Here is a 14,886-nt window from a genome sequence, read left to right on the forward strand (position 1 = left end):
CGGGGCCGGCTACCCGTGAAACCGCTGCCCCCCTCTGACCTCGGTGAATACGCAGGGTGATGGTGGTGCGGGGTGCCCTGCGCACCGCGAGAGCACCCCGGTGATTCCCGGGCGCGCATCCCGGCCCGGAACAGGCCTCTAGAGGCCCGATTGGGGCCGTTCGGGCCGGTGTTGGGGGGTTCGAGCCGCCCGCAAGGCCGCAGAGCAGGGGGCCGGAACCCGGGCAGGGGCGGGGCGGGGGCGAGATGTCGCTTTTGCCCTGCCAGGAGGGCCCACCTTGGCCACTCCGGGTAACCGGAGAGGGGGCAGTGGGGGCTTCGGGGCTACTACTCGCTGGTAGATGTAATCGGGGTGCTGCGGAGGTGCGCAGGGCACCCCCGCCCCTGCCCGATCCTCGCCGCAAACCAGGCATATAGGGATAAGGCCACCCCCGGCGGGGGCACGTGCCGAGCCGGGCCGGTGAACGCGGCACCCCGCCCCCTCCCGCCCTCGCCGCCCGTCTTGACCTTCGCTCCGCGATGCGCCGCACCCGACCGACCAGCCGGTCCCCCTCCCTGCCTTCGCCGCCCGCTTGAACCCCGGCCCCGTGGGGCGCCGCGCCCGGGTGAGACGCCCGGCCCCGCCCCTACCGCCGCCGTCGCCGCCCGTCTTGACCTTCGCTCCGCGATGCGCCGCGCCTGACCGACCGGCCGGCCGGTGCCCCTCCCTGCCGTCGCCGCTGCTTGAACCTTCGCTCTGCGGGACGCCGCGCCCGACCGACCGGCCGCTCCTCCTCCCCTCCTGCCCTCTGGTGTGCGGTGTTGCAGCGGACGCTGGAAACCAGCCCGCGTTGTTCGGGTCGCAGCGTCAAGATCATCGAGGGGGCGGGCGGAGGCCGGGGTCCGGGACTGTAGGGAGCGTTTACCGGGCGTTGGCGCTTCGGGCTCGATTTCGGAGCGTGACCGGTGTGATGCTCTCGGTATGGAAATGAAGGGTGGGTTCACACGGAGCCGGCCGCGCCGGCGGCCCGGTGCGCTGGCCGCCTGCGGGGCCGCGGGGGCGCTCGCACTGGCGGGGCTGTGCGCGGGGGCCGAAGCGGCGGAGTCCCGGAGCGACCGGCCCGGATGTCGGGCCGAGTCCTGCGGCGGCGACTCCTCGCAGAAGGGGAGCCACCCCGTCGCGATCCAGGACGACGGGGTCAACGTGTTCGTCGGCGGTGACTTCCGGGTGCGCGAGGGCGCGGCCGGGGCCGAGGGCAAGGTGATCGTCCTCGGCGGCTTCGACATGGACAAGCAGGGCGAGGCCTACCGGGACGCCTACCGGGTGGGCGGGGCCGGGCCGAACTCGCGGTACCGGCCCGAGGCCGGATCGGACTTCATGACCGTCGGCGCCGACATCGCGGTCGCCGACGGGCAGCGCCTCCTCGCCGAGCAGGACGACGTGCGCGGCGTGGTGCGCTACGCCGGCGCGCTGGCCGGCGCGGTCTCGCCGAGCGCGGTGCACGACCCGGAGGCCGCCGCCCCGTTCCGCGGGCTCCTGGAGCGGGTGGAGGAGGCCAGCGCCTGCTACGCCTACCCGGAGGGACGGCTGCGCGAGCCGACCGGGACCGCGCTGGACGCCGGGGCGGCCACGGTCTTCACCGGCGACGGGGCCTCCCGGCTGCAGGTCTTCACCGTCGACTTCGACCTCGCCGACAGCGGCGGGCGCCCGCAGCGCCTCGTGTTCCGGGAGATCCCGCAGGAGGCGACCGTCCTGGTCAACGTGGTCGGCGAGGACCCGGTCGTGGACACCTACAGCGGCTCGCTCCCCGACGGCCTGCGCGGCAGGCTGCTGTGGAACTTCCCGGACGCCTCGGCGCTCCGGCTCAAGGGCAGCGGGCAGTTCCAGGGGAGCGTGATGGTCGGCGAGCGGGACAGCGTCACCCGGCTCTCCCTCCCCGGCACCAGCGGCCGGCTGTTCACCGCGGGGTCCCTGGTCCACGCCTCCGAGGGGGGAGGCGGCGGGCAGCGCATCCACGCCCACCCGTTCGAGGGCGACCTGCCCGACTGCGGCTGAGCCCCGCCGGCCCCGGCCTCCGGCCGGGGCCGGCGCGGCCTTTCGGACGGGCGCCCGGCACGACCCCCCGTCCGTCCCCCCGCCCCCCCGCGCCCGGGCCTCCGCGCCCGCGGCCTTCTCCGTCCTCCGGTCGGGAGGCATATCGGAGCGGCCCCCGTGATTCCGCCGAGACCCCCGCTGAGCGGCCTCTTCCTAAAATGCTTAGTAGGAAATGCGGGCCCCCGGCCCGGTTTCCCCGGCGGGCGGGAGCGGCGTTCCGGGAAAACCGGGCATTCTTCTCTGTTTTCCCTCTGGTCCCCGCTGGCCTGGGGTTTTGCAAGGTTCCACTGAATTCGTCGTTTTTCCTGAGCGGCGATTGCCGCTTTGCTAGTGTGGGCCATCGAATCGGTGGAACATCGACGGTTCGACCGAAACGCCGAGTTCACCGTGCCGAAAGAAGCCCATGTGATCGGAGGCTTTATTCCCGCCCGGGGTGAGCGGTGAACCCCAGAAAGGGGCGCCGGGACCACAGGCCGCGCAGACCCCTGAGAAGCAGGACGGGGCCGGCGGAGGATCCGCGCCGGAGCGCGGGTTCCGGCCGGAGTACCGGGCGCGCTCGCGCTCCGGTGGCCGGAACCGAGGTCGCCGTCCGCCCCCCACCCGATCAAGGAGACGTGTTGTGGCACACGCGCCGTCACCGCCAGGTCGCGATGGAAGCCCGTTAGCGCACATGATGACGAACGAGAACGCACGCCACCGGCAGCCCGGAAGACTCCGGCGAATGATGTCCCGGATCGGTCTCGCCCGCAGGAGCCCGGAGACCGCCCAACGAACCCCCGCCCCCCAGGAGCAGGAGCCCGCTCCGCACGGCCCGGAGGGGCACGGCAGGGACCCCCGGCCGCAGGGCGACCGCACCGCCGAGCCCGCGGCCCCCGGCCGCGATCCGCACGGCCCGCAGCACGGCCCGCCCCCGGAGGGAGCGGGGCAGGCGCCGGCCTCCCCGGCGCAGCCCTCCCCCTACGCCCGCCCGCAGTCCCCGCCGCACCACTCCGCCCGGCCCGAGGCCCGGACCGCCGCGCAGCAGCCCGGCGCGCCGGGCGGCGAGGCCCCGCGCCGCCAGGACCGGGTGCTGATGACCGACGTCGTGGCCGGAATGGCCATGCGCGACCTCAACCTGGTCGACGCCCTGCTGGGCACGGTCGAGGAGCTGGAGGACAGCGCGGACGACCCGGCCCTGATGGACAAGCTCTTCGAGATCGACAACCTGGCCACCCGGATGCGGCGGCACAGCGAGAACCTGCTGCTGCTCACCGAGCAGAGCGCCACCGACCCGGACGAGGAGCCGGTGCCGGTGCTCGACGTGGCCCGCGCGGCGATCTCCGAGATCAAGGACTACGCCCGGATCCAGGTGGGTCGGCTGCCCAACGGGTACGTGCTCGGCACCGCGGCCGACGACATCAGCCACCTCCTCGCCGAGCTGCTGGACAACGCCACCGAGCACTCCCCGGAGCACGCCCAGGTGGTGATCAGCGCCCAGCCGATGGCCGACGGCGGCCTGCTCTACGTGGTGGAGGACGAGGGGATCGGCATTCCCCGGGAGGAGATCGCCGACCTCAACGCCCGGCTCAGCGGCCCGCCCGTGCTCGACCAGCGCGCGCTCCGGCACATGGGGCTCTACGTGGCCAGCCGGATCGCCTACCGGCACGGGCTGACCGTGCAGCTGGAGGCGCGGGCCTTCCGCGGGGTGAGCGCCTACGCGGTGGTCCCGGCCCGGCTGCTCACCGACCGCGGGCCGCGGCCGGAGCGCGGGCGCGGGGGCATGTCCGCGAGCCGGAACACCCCGTCGCTGCCGCCCAAGCCGATGCACCCGCCGGCGCCGCTCGTCCCGCCCCCGTCGGCGCCGCTCTCCCCGGGGTCGGCGGTCACCGCGGCGGGGCTGCCCCGGCGCAGCGCCCACCGGGACCCGGCGAAGGCGGCCCTGCTCGCCCAGATCAGCCAGGACCTGGCCGCGGAGGACGAGGCCCGGTCCGGCCGGGGCCGCCGCGCCCCGGAGGCGAACGGCCCGGTCGAGGACCGGGCCGCCATGATCCGCGACGAACTCGGCGGCTTCCTCGAGGGCGAGCGGGCCGCCGGCCGGGAGTTCGAGTGAAGGGGCGGGTGCCCGCGGGGCACGCACCGCCCAGGGCTTCGGCCCCCGGCGGCCCGCCCGCGCAGGACCTCCCCCACACCACGGCTAGCAAGAGGCTGGTACATCCATGAACGAGCAGTTGAATGTGACCGCCGATGATTTCTCCTGGCTCGTCTCCAACTTCGTCCGGGACGTGCACGGAGCCGAGCACGCGATCGTCGTGTCATCGGACGGGTTGCTGCTGACCGCCTCCCGGGACTTCCCCGAGGAGCACGCCGAACAGCTCGCGGCCATCGCCAGCGGCCTGCAGAGCCTCGCGCTGGGCGGCGCGAAGCTGTTCGGCAAGGGCGAATGCCAGTCGCTCATCATCCGGATGCGCCAGGGGCACCTCATCGTCATGGCGATCAGCGACGGGTCCTCCCTCGCCGTGCTGAGCGACAAGCGGGCCGACATGAAGGTCGTCGCCTACGAGATGACCCGCCTGGTGGAGCGCGTCGCGCACGCTCTCACCCCGCAGCTCCGGTCCGAGCTGCGCGAGGTGATCGGGAAGTGATCCCGCGATCCGCCCCGCTCCGGCCCGGGTCGACCGGATCATTCGGATCATCCGAGTCATTCGGATAGTGAAGAGGACGCCACAGTTATGAGCTACCGCAGGCGCAGGAGCAGCACGCGTATCCGGTCCTTCACCTTCACCGGTGGGCGCACCCGGTCGCGGCACCCGCTCATGGTGCAGACCCTGGTCTCCACCGCGGACCCGGGCCACGACCCGCCCGAGAACCTGATGCCGGAGTCCCAGGACATCTACCTGCTGTGCCGCGAGACGCGCTCCGTCGCCGAGGTCTCCGCCGAGCTGAAGATCCCGCTGGGGGTCACCCAGGTGCTGCTCAGCGACCTGGCCGAGCTGGGCCTCGTCTACATCCACCCGACCATCACGGGTAACAGCCCGTCGGAAAACCAGGTTCTGGAGAGGGCTCTTCGTGGTCTCGAACGACTTTTCCAGTGACGCCCAGACGAAGATGTCGACCAAGATCGTCGTGGCCGGCGGTTTCGGCGCGGGAAAGACGACCCTGGTCGGCGCCGTCAGCGAGATCCCGCCGGTGACCACCGAGGCGGTGATGACCGAGGCCAGCCTCCCGCACGACGACACCAGCGTGACGCCGACCAAGGTCACCACCACCGTGGCCATGGACTTCGGCCGCATCACCGTGGATCAGCAGCTGGTCATGTACATGTTCGGGACCCCCGGGCAGTCCCGGTTCTGGTTCATGTGGGACGACCTGATCCGCGGCGCGGTGGGCGCCGTGGTCGTGGTCGACTGCCGGCGGCTCGCGGACAGCTTCGACGCCGTCGACTACTTCGAGACGAACCGGAGGATCCCCTACATCGTCGCGCTGAACCGGTTCGACGGCCGGCTGGAGTACACCTCCGAGCAGGTGCGCGAGGCGCTGGAGGTCGGCGCGACGGTGCCGATCATCGACTTCGACGCCCGGGACCGCACCTCAGGCGGAACGGTGCTCAAGACGCTGCTCCGCTACTCCCTGCAGGCCGGGGCCGAGGCCGAGCCGGTCGGCTGACGGCGGTCCGGGCCGGCGCTCCGCCCGCCGAGCCGGCGGCGCGGGCGCCGGGCCCGCCGACCTTTCGAGAAGGAAACACTTCAGATGCGCAAGATCCTCATCGTAGGAGCGGGGCACTCGGGTCTCCAGCTCGCCCACGGCCTGCTGAACAACGGCTACGACGTCACCGTGATCACCGGCCAGACGTCCATCGAGATCCGCACCAACCGGCCCGCCATCACCCAGCTCACCATGCCCACCGCCCTGGAGCTCGAACGCGAGCTGCACCTGGACTTCTGGAGCGCCCAGGCGCCCAGGATCGAGAAGTTCAAGATCGGGCTGTTCCCGCCCGGAGCGTCGCCGACCATCATGGCGAGCAGCTTCGAGAACGGCGGCTACGGCATCGCGATCGATCGCCGGGTGAAGATCGCCGACTGGCTGGAGTACTTCGAGGACTGCGGCGGCAAGGTGGTCATCCACGGGGTCACCGTCAGCGACCTCGACTACTTCTCGCGCATGTTCGACCTCATCGTCATCGCGGTGGGCCACGGCGAGCTGGGGGCGCTGTTCGACCACGACACCAGCCGGTTCAGCGCGGCGCGCAAGCGGGCGCTGGCCCAGGCCAACATCTTCGACGTCGCGGTCGACCCGGGGGAGAAGGACAGCGTGGGCTGGGCCGGGACCTCCCCCGAGCTGGGCTGCTTCTTCCTGGTCCCGTTCCTCACCCGGGAGGGGCCCTGCCACGCGCTGTTCATGAGCGACCGGCCGGGCGGCTCGATGGGGGCCTGGCCGGCCCGGCCGCGCCCGGACGACCAGTTCGCCTGGATGCAGGAGCTGCTCCGCAAGTACGCGCCGCCCTACTACGAGCGGGTGAAGGACGCCGAACTGGTCGACGGGCGGAGCACCATCGCCGGGATGCTCCAGCCGCAGGTGCGCAATCCGGTCGGGGTGCTGCCCTCCGGCGGGCTGGTTCTGGGCATCTCCGACGTGGTCATCTCGATGGACCCTTACGTCCTGCAGGGATGGAACCACTCCGCACGGTGTGCGAAGAGCTACCTGGAGAGCATCCTGGCGCACGGGGACAAGCCCTTCGACCGGGACTTCCTGGAGCGGACCTTCGAGGAGTTCTGGGAGTACGGGCACACCGCGCAGCACTGGTCGGAATGGGTCTCCACGATGTGGGAGCAGCGGCTGCCGGACTGGGTGCAGGAGATCTTCGGGCTGATGGCGGAGGTCCCCGGGGTCGGAGACCGGCTGCTCAAGGGGTGGAATTACCCGCCTGACTTCTTCACCTGGCTCTACGACGAGCAGGGCGGAAAGAAGTGGTTGGAAGAACTGAAGGCGGCCCGCGGCCGCTGACCGAGGGGCCGGCGCAGAGGGCGGCGCGCACCGGGAAAATACGCAAAACGGATGGTGTGGGGCCCGGATGTCGAAACGGTCGACATCCGGGCTTTTTTCGTTCCCGGTGAAGAACCGGTGGTGTGCGGGGCTCGTGTTGTCCGTGTTCTTATGGGAAGAAGGTGTAGGTCCGAAACGAACCTGCATATTGCCGTGCTTATGCATGGGAGTTAGGATCGCCGCACGTCGTCACGAGGGGGGCAATTGTGTCGATTCATGTCGAATGGGCTTTTTAACCGGAACCTTTCCGGTCCTCTCCCGCCTTGAACGACTGATCAGCGACGGACGGCGCGATCCTGGAGTGATTCCCGATGCGGTCGACGGTTCGGCTTTCCGATGTCCACCTCGACGAGGCGGTCGCCGTGGTCGGCGTGGCGTGCCGCTTCCCGGGGGCGCCGGGGCCGGGGGCCTTCCGCAGACTCCTCACCGAAGGGCGGCAGGCCGTCACCGGGGTCCCGGGCGACCGGCTCTTCGCCGGCGACCCGGCCGCAGGCCCGGCCGGCCGGTACGGGGCGTTCATCGACGGGGCCGACCTGTTCGACGCGGACCTGTTCGGCTTCTCCCCGCGCGAGGCGGCCGAGACCGACCCGCGCCAGCGCCTCATGCTGGAGCTCGGCCGGGAGGTGCTGGAGGACGCCCGGATCCCGGCCGACGCGCTGCGGGCCACCTCCACCGGGGTGTTCGTCGGCGCCTCCGGCGACGACTACGCACTGCTCCGGCAGGTCCGCGGCGGCCCGCCGGCCCACCACACCATGACCGGCCTGCACCGCACCATGATCGCCAACCGGCTCTCCTACACGCTGGGGGCGCACGGCCCCAGCGCGGTGCTGGACACCGGCCAGTCGTCGTCGCTGGCCGCGGTGGTCCAGGCGGTGCAGAGCCTGCGCGCCGGGGCCTGCGGCGCGGCGATCGCGGGCGGGGTCCACCTCAACCTGGCTCCGCACGCCGCCGCGGCCGAGGCCGGGTTCGGCGGCCTCTCCCCGGACGGCCGCTGCTTCACCTTCGACCGGCGGGCCAACGGCTACGTGCGCGGGGAGGGCGGCGGCGCGGTGCTGCTCAAGCGGCTGGCCGACGCGCTGGCCGACGGCGACCGGGTGCACGCGCTGATCCTCGGCGGCGCGGTGACCGGGGACGGGGCCACCCCCGCACCGGCCGTCCCCGGCCGGGAGGGGCAGGAGCGCGCGCTCCGCGCGGCCTGCGCCGACGCCGGGATCGAGCCCGGGCGGCTGGACCACGTCGAGCTGCACGGCACCGGGACCCCGGTCGGCGACCCGGTCGAGGCGGCCGCACTGGGCGCGGTGCACGGCGCCGCCCGCCCCGCCGGCCGGCCGCTGCCGGTCGGCTCGGTCAAGACCAACATCGGCCACCTCTCCGCCGCCGCGGGCATCGCGGGCCTGATCAAGACGGTCCTCGGGCTCTCCTCCCGGGAGCTGTTCCCCAGCCTGAACTTCACCGCCCCGCCCCCGGAGGTCCCACTGGACCGGCTGGGCCTGCGGGTCCAGACCGAGACCGCCCCCTGGCCCTCCGGCGGACACCCGGTGGCGGGGGTCTCCTCCTTCGGCATGGGCGGCACCGACTGCCACGTGGTCCTGGCCGCCGCACCGCCGACCGCGCAGCCGCAGGCCTCACCCGGCACACCGTCGAAGGCGCCGAGGACCACGACGTCGGGCACGCCGCCGGGAGAGCAGCCGGGCAGGCCGCCGGAGGCACTGGGAGCCGCGCCGCCGGCCGGCCGGCGGCTGTGCTGGATCGTCTCTGCGGCCTCCGCCGAGGCGCTGCGCGCGCAGTGCGCCCGCCTCCGCGCGCACGTCGAGGCGGACCCGGCGGCCGACCCGGCCGACATCGCGCACTCCCTGGCGACCACCCGGGAGCGGCTGCCCTACCGGATCCACCTGTACGGGAGGGGCCGGGAAGAGCTGCTCCGCGGGCTGGCCGCGGCCGAACGCGGAGACGGGCCCACCGGCGCCGTCCGTACCGGCCCGGACCGCCCCGGCACCGCCGAACCGCCCGACCCCGGCCCGATCCCCGGGGCGCGCACCGTCGACCTGCCCGGCTACGCCTTCCAGCGGAGCCGGCACTGGTTCGCCGAACGGGCCGGAGCGGACGCGGCGCCGCCCGCCGCCCCGGATGCGCCGGCGCCCTCCGCCCCTCCCGGTGCGGGGGCCGGGGACGCCCGTCCCGCCCCGCGGCTGTCGGCCGGCGACGCGCTGGACCTGGTCCGCGGGCACGCGGCCGAGGTGCTCGGCCACTCCGGACCCGACCGGGTCCGGGCCGAGCGGACCTTCCGCGACCTGGGCTTCGACTCGGTGATGGGGACCGAGCTGCGCACCAGGCTGGAACGGGCCACCGGGCGGCGGCTCCCCGCCGGCCTGGTCTACGACCACCCGACGCCGGCGCTGCTCGCCCGCGCTCTGGAACACGGCCCGGAGCGGGGCCGGGAGGCCGCGGGGGCGCCGCCCGCCCCGGGCGGACCGGCCGGGCCGGTCGCGATCGTCGCGATGGCCTGCCGGCTCCCGGGCGGGGTGGACGGCCCCGAGGCGCTCTGGCGGCTGCTGGAGGAAGGGGCCGACACGGTCTCCGGGTTCCCGGTGGACCGGGGCTGGGAAGGCGGTTCCGGCGGGGTGCGGCTGGGCGGGTTCCTGCACGACGCCGCCGGTTTCGACGCCGGCTTCTTCGGGATCTCCCCGCGCGAGGCGGCCGCCATGGACCCCCAGCAGCGGATCCTGCTGGAGCTGGCCTGGGAGGCGGTCGAACGCGCGGGCATCGCCCCCGACCGGCTTGCCGGTACCCGCACCGGGGTGTTCGTCGGCGCCACCGCGTCCGGTTACGGCGGTCCGGGCCCGTTCCGGCGGGAGGGCCACGAGGGCTACCTGATGACCGGGGCGGCGCCGAGCGTCGCCTCCGGCCGGATCGCCTACCTGCTCGGACTCGGCGGGCCCGCGCTCACCGTGGACACCGCCTGCTCCTCCTCCCTGGTCGCGGTGGACCGGGCGGTCCGCTCGCTGCAGCGCGGCGAATGCTCGGCGGCGCTGGCCGGCGGGGTGTGCGTGCTGGCCACCCCGGAGATGTTCACCGAGTTCGGCGCGCAGGGCGGGCTGGCCCCGGACGGCCGGTGCAAGCCGTTCGCCGCCGCGGCGGACGGTACCGCCTGGGCCGAGGGGGCGGGCCTGCTGCTGCTGGAGCGGCTGGAGGACGCGCGTCGCAGCGGCCACCCGGTGCTGGCGGTGATCCGGGGGTCGGCGGTCAACTCCGACGGGGCGTCCAACGGGCTGACCGCGCCCAGCGGCCCGGCGCAGGAGAGGGTGATCCGGGCGGCGCTGGCCGACGCGGGGCTGAGGCCGGGCGACGTGGACGCGGTGGAGGCGCACGGCACCGGCACCCGGCTGGGCGACCCGATCGAGGCCGGGGCGCTGAGCGCGGTCTACGGCGCGGACCGGGACCGGCCGCTCCGGGTGGGGGCGCTCAAATCCGTCATCGGCCACACCCAGGCCGCGGCGGGGGTGGCCGGGGTGATCAAGACCGTGCTCGCGCTCGGGCACGGGGTGCTGCCGGCATCGCGCAACCTCGACGAGCCCACCCCGGAGGTGGACTGGGCGCGCAGCGGGCTGGCCCTGCTGCCCGCCGCCGAGCCGTGGACGCGGGGGGAGCGGCCGCGCCGGGCCGGCGTCTCCTCGTTCGGGATCAGCGGCACCAACGCCCACCTCATCCTGGAAGAACCCCCGGAGCACCCGGCCCGGCCCACCCCGCCTGCGGCGCGCCGCCCGGCCGGGCACGGCCCGTCCGGTGCTTCGGCGGAGCGGCCGCTTGCGCAGGGCTCTCCCGGGGAAGCGGACCGGGAGGACTCGGCCGCCCGCCCGAGCACGGAGGAGCGGGCCGGGGGCGTCCCGTCCGGTTCCCCGGCGGTCCGGCCGTCTTCGCCGGGATCCTCTGCGGAGGCGGATCGGGGCGGTCCGGATCCGGTCGCCCGCCTGACCGGGGGAGAGGCCGAAGAAGAACGGTCCGGGGCGGCTCCGGCCGAGGGGCGCACTCCCGCCGGGCGCGGCCGGTCCGACGCCTCGGCGGGGCGGCCGTCCGGGCAGGGCCCTGCTGCGGCGGACCGGGACGAGCCGGGGCCGCTGCTGCCCTTCGTGCTCTCCGCCGCCTCCCCGGAGGCCCTCCGGGACCAGGCGCTGCGGCTGATCGACCATCTGGAGCGGGACGGGGGCACCCCGCTCGCCGAGGTGGCCCGCGCCCTGGCCGCCACCCGGGCGGTTCTGGAGCACCGCGCGGTGGTGCTGGCCGCCGGCCGCCCCGCGCTGCTCGCCGGGCTCGCCGGCGTCGCGGAGGGCGGAGCCGGGGTGTTCGGCGCCCCCGAGAACACGGCGGAACCGGCCGGCCGGTCCGGGCAGGGCGGCGGGGCGCCCGCCCCGCCCCCGGCGGCCGACCCGGACGGCCCGGTGTTCGTCTTCCCCGGGCAGGGCACCCAGTGGCCGGGGATGGCCGCCGAGCTGATGCGCGGCTCGGAGGTGTTCCGCCGCACCGCCGCCGAGTGCGCCGAGGCGCTGCGGCCGCACGTCGGCTGGGACCCGCTGGCCGTGCTCCGCGGCGACCCCGGAGCCGCCCCGCTGAGCAGGGTCGACGTCGTCCAGCCGGTGCTGTGGGCGGTGATGGTGGCGCTCGCCGAGACCTGGCGCTCGCACGGGGTGCGGCCGGCCGCGGTGGTCGGTCACTCCCAGGGCGAGATCGCCGCCGCCTGCGTCTCCGGTGCGCTGACCATCGCCGACGGGGCCGCGGTGGCAGCGCTGCGCAGCGCCGCGATCACCGGGATCGCCGGCAGCGGCGCGATGGCCGCGATCGCGCTCGGCGAGGCCGCGACGGCCGAGCGGATCGCCGCGCTCGGCGGGGACGTGCACGTCGCCGCGGTCAACGGCCCCTCCTCCACGGTGGTGTCCGGCGCACCGGAGGCGGTGCGCGCGCTGGTGGCGCGCTGCCAGGCGGAGGGCGCCGACGCCCGCCAGGTGGAGGTGGACTACGCCTCGCACTCCCCGCACGTCGAAGCGGTGCGGGAGCGGGTGCTGGCCGCCCTCGCCGGGGTGGCGCCGGCCGAACCGGCGGTGCCGTTCCACTCGACCCTGCTCGGCGGACCGCTCGGCGGGACGCCGCTGGACGCCGGCTACTGGTACGCCAACCTGCGCTCGACGGTGCGCTTCGCCCCCGTGGTGCGCGCCCTCGCCGAAGCGGGCCACCGGACGTTCATCGAGGTCAGCCCGCACCCGGCGCTGATCGCGGCGGTCACCGGCGCGATCGGGCAGGCCGGCGTGGAGGGCACCGCGACCGGCACCCTGCGCCGCGGCTCGGGCGGGCCGGACCGGATGGCGGCGGCGCTCGGCGAGGCCCTGGCCCACGGCGGCCTCGACCTGGGCCGGGCCTCCGGGACCCTGCTGGCCGCCGCGGCCCGCGCCTTCACCGAGGGCGCCCCGGTCGACTGGCGCGGCCGGTTCCCGGACCGGCCGGACGGTGCGGGCCCGCCGCCGGCCCTGCCCACCTACCCGTTCCAGCGCCGCCGGTACTGGCTGGACACCGCCGCGCCGGCCGCCGCGGACGGTACGGAGGACGACCCCGCCCTCTGGTCGGCGGTGGAGGACGGCGACGCCGACCGGGCCGCCGCCGAGCTCGGCGTGGACCGCGCGGAGCTCGCCCCCGTCCTGCCCGCCCTCGCCGAGCGGCGCCGCCGCCGGCGCGCGGACGCCGAGGCCGACCGGCTCCGCTACCGCGAGGCCTGGGTGCGGGTACCCGCCCCGGACCGCCCCCGGCTCACCGGCACCTGGCTGCTGGTCTCCGGCGCGGACGGCGGAACCGGGGCGCTCGCCGCGGCGGCCGCCCGCCGGATGGCCGGCTGCGGCGCCCGGGTCGTCCCCGTCGCCGCCCCGCCGGGCGCCGACCGGGCGGCGCTCGCCGCCGCACTGTCCACCGCGGCCGGAGCCGGAGAGCCCCCCGCCGGGGTGCTCTCCCTGCTCGCCTGCGCGGACGGCGGACCGCTCGGACCGGACACGCCGTCGGTGCCGCGCGCCCTCGCCGAGACGGCGGCGCTGGTGCAGGCGCTCGGCGACGCGGGCATCGGCGCCCCGCTGTGGTGCGCCACCCGGGGCGCGGCCGCCGCGGCCCCGGAGGACGCGATCACCGACCCGCGCCGGGCCGCGGTCTGCGGCCTGGCCCGGGTGGCCGCCCAGGAGCACCCGGCGCGCTGGGGCGGCACGGTGGACCTGCCGCCCGACCCGGGCGAACGGGACCTCGGCCTGCTCTGCGCGGCGCTCGGCGCCCCCGGCGGCGAGGACCAGACCGCGGTCCGGGCGCAGGGGCTGCTGGCCCGGCGGCTGGAGCGGGCACCGCTGGGCGGCGCGCCCGCACGGCACCGGATCCGCCCGGGAACGGTGCTGGTCACCGGCGGAACCGGGGCGCTGGGGGCGCAGGTCGCCCGGCGGCTCGCCGCCGAACCCGAGCCACCGCACCTGCTGCTCGCCGGGCGGCGCGGCATGGCGGCGCCCGGCGCCCCCGCCCTCGTCGAGGAGTTGCACCGGGCCGGAGCGGAGGTCACCGTCGCCGCCTGCGACGCGGCCGACCGCGGCGCACTCCGCCGGCTGCTCGGCTCCGTCCCCGCGGACCGGCCGCTGCGCGCGGTGCTGCACGCCGCCGCCGTACTGGACGACGCCCCGGTGGACGCGCTCACCCCCGCCCGGATGGAACGCGCCCTGCGCGCCAAGGCCACCGCAGCGCTCCACCTGCACGAACTCACCCTCGGCGCCGACCTCGACGCGTTCGTGCTGTTCTCCTCGGCGGCCGGGCTGGTCGGGGTGGCCGGGCAGGGCAACTACGCCCCGGGCAACGCGGTCCTGGACGCGCTGGCCCGGCACCGCCGCGCCCTCGGCCTGGAGGCCACCGCCGTCGCCTGGGGCGCCTGGGCCGGCCCGGGCATGGCCGCCGAGGGGACCGGCGACCGGCTGGCCCGGCACGGCCTGCCCGGGATGGACCCGGGCACCGCGGCCGAGGCGCTGCTCCGCGCCGTGCGCAACCGGGACACCGCGGTGGTGCTGGCCCGGTTCGACTGGTCCCGCTTCCCCGCCGCCTTCACCGCGGTCCGGCCCGCCACCCTGCTCGACCGGATCCCCGAGGCGGCGCCGGATCCCGCCGCCGGGTCCGCCCCGGCGGAGCCCGCCGCCGGAGAGGACCGCGGGCGGGCCCTGCTCGCCCTGGTGCGCCGGGAGACCGCCGCGGTCCTCGGCCACGCCTCGGCCGGCGACGTCGCCGACGGCCGCGCCTTCAAGGAGCAGGGCCTCGACTCGGTCACCGCCCTGGAACTGCGCAACCGGCTCGCCGCCGCGCTGCGGCTGAAACTGCCCGCCTCGGCCGCGTTCGACCACCCCACCCCGGCCGCGCTCGCCGCCCACCTGGACGCCGAGACCGGACCGGCTGAGCCTGCCGGACCGGCGGAGCCCACCGCGGAGGAGCGGCTGGACACCGCCCTGGCCCAGGTGGAGGCGGCGCTCTCCGCCGCCGGCCCGGCCGCACTGGAGCGGAGCGGCGCGGCCGGGCGGATCCGCGCCCTGCTCGGCGGGCCGGGGAGCGGGCGACCATCGGGCGACGCCGAGGTCGACGACGCGACCCCCGAGGAGCTGCTCGCCCTCATCGACGCGGAGCTCGACGGGGCCTGACCCCGCGCTCCGGAACACCCGCGGTGCCGCTCCCGGGAACCGGAACGGGGCCCGACCGCAGGGCCCGCTCGGCACCATCGCCGGACAGTCGCCCCCCTGACAGAGA

7 protein-coding genes are annotated in these 14,886 nt (G+C 75.8%); all 7 read left to right on the top strand.

Annotated elements, in window-relative coordinates; translation table 11 throughout:
- The first annotated feature begins 960 nt into the window (after nt 1-960).
- The 7 genes from D459_RS30250 (at nt 961) to D459_RS0100040 (ending at nt 14,780) form a co-directional block, all read left to right on the top strand.
- A complete protein-coding gene (locus D459_RS30250) occupies nt 961-2,034 on the top strand; it encodes a choice-of-anchor A family protein (protein WP_081620388.1) in 1,074 nt (357 codons plus the stop codon).
- Nucleotides 2,035-2,794: 760 nt separating this feature from the next.
- Nucleotides 2,795-4,162 carry a sensor histidine kinase gene (locus D459_RS30255; RefSeq protein ID WP_051065286.1) on the top strand — a complete coding sequence of 456 codons (1,368 nt, stop codon included), beginning with the start codon at nt 2,795-2,797 and terminating at the stop codon, nt 4,160-4,162.
- A gap of 106 nt (nt 4,163-4,268) precedes the next feature.
- Nucleotides 4,269-4,694 (top strand): roadblock/LC7 domain-containing protein, encoded by a 426-nt coding sequence (locus D459_RS0100020; RefSeq protein ID WP_026119912.1) that lies wholly within the window; start codon nt 4,269-4,271, stop codon nt 4,692-4,694.
- Between the two features lie 87 nt (nt 4,695-4,781).
- Nucleotides 4,782-5,144, top strand: a complete 363-nt coding sequence (locus D459_RS30260) for a DUF742 domain-containing protein (protein WP_017590933.1) — start codon at nt 4,782-4,784, stop codon at nt 5,142-5,144.
- 13 nt (nt 5,145-5,157) lie between these two features.
- Nucleotides 5,158-5,715: a GTP-binding protein gene (locus D459_RS0100030; RefSeq protein WP_017590934.1), complete on the top strand. Its 558-nt coding sequence runs from the start codon at nt 5,158-5,160 to the stop codon at nt 5,713-5,715.
- Between the two features lie 84 nt (nt 5,716-5,799).
- A complete protein-coding gene (locus tag D459_RS0100035) occupies nt 5,800-7,053 on the top strand; it encodes a styrene monooxygenase/indole monooxygenase family protein (RefSeq protein ID WP_017590935.1) in 1,254 nt (417 codons plus the stop codon).
- Nucleotides 7,054-7,403: 350 nt separating this feature from the next.
- Complete coding sequence (locus D459_RS0100040) at nt 7,404-14,780, top strand: type I polyketide synthase (protein ID WP_017590936.1); 7,377 nt, start codon at nt 7,404-7,406, stop codon at nt 14,778-14,780.
- Nucleotides 14,781-14,886: the final 106 nt, after the last annotated feature.

Source organism: Nocardiopsis potens DSM 45234, from assembly GCF_000341105.1.
Classification (GTDB): Bacteria; Actinomycetota; Actinomycetes; order Streptosporangiales; family Streptosporangiaceae; genus Nocardiopsis_A; species Nocardiopsis_A potens.